Source organism: Helicobacter sp. L8 (assembly GCF_003660355.1).
GTDB classification, from domain to species: Bacteria; Campylobacterota; Campylobacteria; order Campylobacterales; family Helicobacteraceae; genus Helicobacter; species Helicobacter labacensis.
Genome location: NZ_QXQR01000035.1, coordinates 1 through 4,067 on the forward strand (window position 1 = coordinate 1; position 4,067 = coordinate 4,067).

Below are 4,067 nucleotides of genomic sequence, written 5' to 3' on the forward strand. Positions count from 1 at the left end.
TCCTCAAAACAGATAAGAAATGCGGGTTATTAGTTAGGAGGAGTGCATTCGTTACTTATACCTTTGGATACTATCCATTGCCTCAGTTATACGATACCACCTTTGAAACACTCAGAGATTGTATGCCTGATTACAAATTTGCTTTAGTGCCCCATAACTACCAAGAACATGCCCATATCCATGTCTTTACCAATAAGAGCAATCAAATCACCAAAAAGCGATTGCGCTTTGCCACCCGCACCGATTGCAAAGAGTTTTTTCACGATTTAAGAGAGGAGTTTAGCTATCGTGTTAATGCGTGGTTGCAAACTCCTGAGCATCTCTATGTTAATCAACCCAGTTTGCAGGCTTGAGACAATCTCAACCGACGCTTGCGCAATATCAGAGATGAAGAGAGACAAGCGAAAAAAGACTTGTCTAGCAAAGAAGAACAACTCAATCGCTATAGCCAAGAACTCCTAAGCGTTGGTTCATCAGCCATCCATAAACGCATCAAACAGCTAGAACAGCGTACTAAGTTTTATGCAGACAAGCTCTTGCGTGTCAGACAAGTCTTAGCCAAACGCGCTTGGGAGAAACTAGGTGATTCGTTTTCTCCTAGCCAAGTAGAATTTAGATTGGCGCGCCATTCTCTCTAAAAGCTACAGCCCAGCCAACAAAGAACACTTTGAACCTTTAGATGTTTTAGATGCTCCTACTCTTGAGAATTTAAAAGCCTACTTCACCCAAACTTTAGAATAACATCAACACCACATCACCCACACTAAAGAGGACTTGCAAGCTTGGCTGGATTACACCAACACACTCTTTGAAAAGCACACTAGAGGTTTCACCCTCTTGCAAAAGAAGCAAGCCATCTATGAGCAATACCAACGCTTAGATCAACGCTATTTGGATAAAAACACTCTATTGCACATGGCTAGACTTAAAAGTGAAATAGCAATGCAACGCACCACCCAAGAGAGAAATTTTATCAATCTTAACTTTATAGATCATATCGCCCAAGCTCTGCATCACCAACCACCCACACTTAAAAATCTCAAACACCACTACTACAAGCTCAAAACTCTAACCCATCTTGTGCCCCAGCTCCAAGAAGTTAATCCCAGTGTGCAAGACAGACAGCTAGGCATTATCCAAAGCAACCAGCAGGCACTGCTCACCATTGCTAATGAAAGATTAGCTTTCTTAGTGCAACGCTTCAATATACTCAAACAAGAGAAGGAGGACTTAGAGAGTGAGTGGGATAAATGCGTACAACAACGCCAACAAGCCACAACTAAACAAGAACAAGAAAGTCTATTACTCAATCAAAACTTTATCCAACTCAATCACTCTCTGGCGCGCACTAGTAAAAGTCTATCCTACATCGCTAGAGAAATCCTCAGTGCTAATCGCTTTCTCAATACCCATGCACAACATTTGCCCTTGATCTTGTTAGATGCTAAACAGCTCTTGCAAAAACTCAATGTCGAACAAAGAGAATCAGTTTCTAAAACAAAGGCAAATTAGGCTACATTAAGGGCAAATTGCGCTACATTAAGGGCAAATTAAATTAATGGCATTTATAATACAAGTAAATTTGCCTAAGAAGTGCCTAGACATGGGCATTGCAAAGCAGTTAACAAAGGTTAAAGCTAGCTTGTTAATTAAGTTGACAGCCAACCTATAAAGGATATTGATGGCAATAGACGCAAAAGACTTGCAAGGACAATTAGCAGAAGTTAGGGTCATTGAGGCGGAGGTGAAGGCTTTAGCTAAGGTCATTGACATCACCACCGAGCCCACTTTAAGAAGGACGCTAGAGTTAACCTATGTCGACCGCCTAGACGCTTATCTCAAAAAGCTCGTAGCCATCTCAGAGCATCTCCCCGATTCCAAAACGCCCCAAGAACTCCCCCCTAGCATCCCTCAAGAGCGCGCTACAGAAACATTCCCCTTCACGCAAGATGTCGTGGTGATCTCCCCAGCAGATACCCTCCCCTCTAAAGACGCGGTGCTCGCCAAAGATTCACCCATTGCCAACCCTAACCAAGTGGTGTTACACAACGACATCTATCAAGTCAATTTAGGCAAATTGGGCGCGCGTGAAATAAACTTGCTCTTTAGTTTGTTTAACCGCCTCAAAGACAATGGCGACACTCTGATCCACTTCACCCCCCAAGAGGTCAAAGCCATGATCGCGCGCCAAAAATTGATGAAGTTGGGCTGTTAAAAGTGGTTAAGACTCTTTGGAAAAATGTAAGAATGGCTAACTTTTGGGAAATCGCCCACTTTAAAGAAAATGGCGAAGAGTTAATCAGTAAGACCAATCGTTTTGTTTTTAAACACTTCACCATTGTTTCAGATAAAACTCCCAAGCTCAGATATATTGAAGTGGGTGTAAATGCTCCTTATTTTCTCCATTTGCTCAATGATCTAAGTGCTAATTTCACTGCCCTGCAATTAAAAGTTCTTGTGTCTCTGGAGGGCAAGTATGCCAAAAACCTCTACAGACTCCTAGTGCGCTTTGAGGATGTAAAAACACATGGCAAGTGCAAGGTGTCAATATATCAAAACGACTTTGAGCGTTTCAAAGAATTCATGGGGATACCTAAGGGCTTGGCTGTTGTAGATATTGATAGGATTGTTCTAAAGCCCGCTTGCAAAGAGTTAGCTATGCTTGAAGAGGAGTATGACCCCAAAAACCCCGATCACCAAACCCTCCCCTACAAAACCATTAGCTACACCAAAACCAAAAAGGGCAAAGGCAATAAGGTGGTAGGCATCACTTTCACTTTTGAGCCCCATCCTAGTTTGGGCATGCAAAAGGCTATCCTCAAGCGCAGCACGCAGAATCGCATCCAAGACACAATGGCTAAAGAACAAGAACAAAAGCGCAAGGAACAAGAAAGCAAAAAAAAGTTATTACAACTCAAAAGAGCGCGAACACATTAAAAGTTTTGAAGGGCTTAGTGGGGCTTTGTATATCCAAAATAAATACTTGTTCGAGCACATCAAATTAGTGAGCGCAAAGACACACCGCAACAACAACCCCTCTATCGTGTGTTTGTTTGAGATAACTAACCCCAACAGCACCGATTATTCTAAAGCTAGTCTTTGCCAAGAGTACATTCAAAGTTTTAAAATTGATAAACCCGGCTGTTATTTTACCCATGTGTTTAAAAGTCATGAGGACTTTATCAAGCATTTCGCAAAAGACGCAAAGTGAAGGAAAAATCGCATGAATAGTTCAAAATCCCAGCAAAACAATTTTCAGCTAGGTTTTTATGTTTCTGAAATGGACGCTATTAAGGAGTATGAGCAGGTTGTGTTGGCTCACTTCTTAGAAGTAGCCAAAACAAGAGCTGAGATCGACCAACACGAAATGATCGCGGAGGACTTTAACTATCCTCACCACTCTAAAATTTTTCAAATACTTATGGGTGGTGTGCTTTTTGAGTTGCGCATCCACACAGGACCTGGCTACCGCCTCTATGTGGCTAAACGGGGTAATGCTTTGGTGATTTTGCTATGTGGAGGCGATAAAAGCACACAGCAAAAGGATATAATCAAGGCGCAAAGAATCTTAGAGGAATTGCCATGAAAGTAACCCTAAAACCCTTTGATGCAGCCGAGTTTTTAGACTCTGATCAAGTGCGCTTATCCTACCTTTAAAGCCTTAAGCTGGTTGATTTGTTGTTCTAGGAAAGTCAGCAAGATACTCTGATTTTCCCCCATTCTAGCCGTGTTCTCCTGCGCGCTTCTGAGCTTGAGCGCGCTTAAGTTCTTAGCGTCCTCTATGGTTTGATTCGTGGTTTTCCCCTTGTTCATCGCGCGCGCTAGAGAGTAGATGTATTGGTTAATAGAATTATCTGTTTGGGCTAGCTCTGGATCAATGCCTATAACTCCCCCGGTTTTTTGATTAAGCCACCTTTTAAAGCCATTCCACTTCCCGCTATTGTCCTGCACCTTGTGGATAATGTCATCCCCTTTGCATACATTAGGTTTATCCACCACTACACCAACACGCACGCATGTTTGACTCCAGATTGTTTAAACATGGATGAGATATGGCAAAACACAAA

7 protein-coding genes and 1 pseudogene are annotated in these 4,067 nt (G+C 42.2%); 7 read left to right on the forward strand and 1 reads right to left on the reverse strand.

The annotated features are described in order from the left end of the window. The 7 genes and pseudogenes from EAO37_RS08780 to EAO37_RS08810 form a co-directional block, all read left to right on the forward strand. Positions 1 to 353 (forward strand): annotated as a pseudogene (locus EAO37_RS08780) (hypothetical protein); the annotation flags it as partial. Positions 354 to 413: 60 nt separating this feature from the next. Next, the gene (locus EAO37_RS08785; protein WP_162983013.1) at positions 414 to 638 is read left to right on the forward strand and encodes a hypothetical protein; all 225 of its coding nucleotides are present in this window, start codon (positions 414 to 416) and stop codon (positions 636 to 638) included. 136 nt (positions 639 to 774) lie between these two features. After that, on the forward strand, positions 775 to 1,512 hold the full coding sequence (locus EAO37_RS08790) for a hypothetical protein (RefSeq protein ID WP_120953341.1): 738 nt from the start codon (positions 775 to 777) through the stop codon (positions 1,510 to 1,512). A 169-nt stretch (positions 1,513 to 1,681) separates the two neighbouring features. After that, positions 1,682 to 2,215: a hypothetical protein gene (locus EAO37_RS08795; protein ID WP_120953344.1), complete on the forward strand. Its 534-nt coding sequence runs from the start codon at positions 1,682 to 1,684 to the stop codon at positions 2,213 to 2,215. A gap of 32 nt (positions 2,216 to 2,247) precedes the next feature. Next, positions 2,248 to 2,937, forward strand: coding sequence for a replication initiation protein (locus tag EAO37_RS08800; protein WP_120953347.1), 690 nt, complete (start codon positions 2,248 to 2,250; stop codon positions 2,935 to 2,937). A 25-nt stretch (positions 2,938 to 2,962) separates the two neighbouring features. Beyond that, positions 2,963 to 3,211, forward strand: coding sequence for a hypothetical protein (locus EAO37_RS08805; RefSeq protein WP_120953350.1), 249 nt, complete (start codon positions 2,963 to 2,965; stop codon positions 3,209 to 3,211). Positions 3,212 to 3,223: 12 nt separating this feature from the next. After that, positions 3,224 to 3,586 carry a type II toxin-antitoxin system RelE/ParE family toxin gene (locus EAO37_RS08810; RefSeq protein WP_240451800.1) on the forward strand — a complete coding sequence of 121 codons (363 nt, stop codon included), beginning with the start codon at positions 3,224 to 3,226 and terminating at the stop codon, positions 3,584 to 3,586. 56 nt (positions 3,587 to 3,642) lie between these two features. Here the strand turns inward: EAO37_RS08810 and EAO37_RS08815 are convergent, their stop codons facing one another. Then, positions 3,643 to 4,014, reverse strand: coding sequence for a hypothetical protein (locus EAO37_RS08815; RefSeq protein WP_162983014.1), 372 nt, complete (start codon positions 4,012 to 4,014; stop codon positions 3,643 to 3,645). Between the last annotated feature and the right edge of the window lie 53 nt (positions 4,015 to 4,067).

Bases quoted from the DNA above. Each gene is read 5' to 3' on its own strand.
- EAO37_RS08795 (WP_120953344.1), top strand. From the start codon at position 1,682: ATGGCAATAGACGCAAAAGACTTGCAAGGACAATTAGCAGAAGTTAGG.
- EAO37_RS08800 (WP_120953347.1), top strand. From the start codon at position 2,248: ATGGCTAACTTTTGGGAAATCGCCCACTTTAAAGAAAATGGCGAAGAG.
- EAO37_RS08810 (WP_240451800.1), top strand. From the start codon at position 3,224: ATGAATAGTTCAAAATCCCAGCAAAACAATTTTCAGCTAGGTTTTTAT.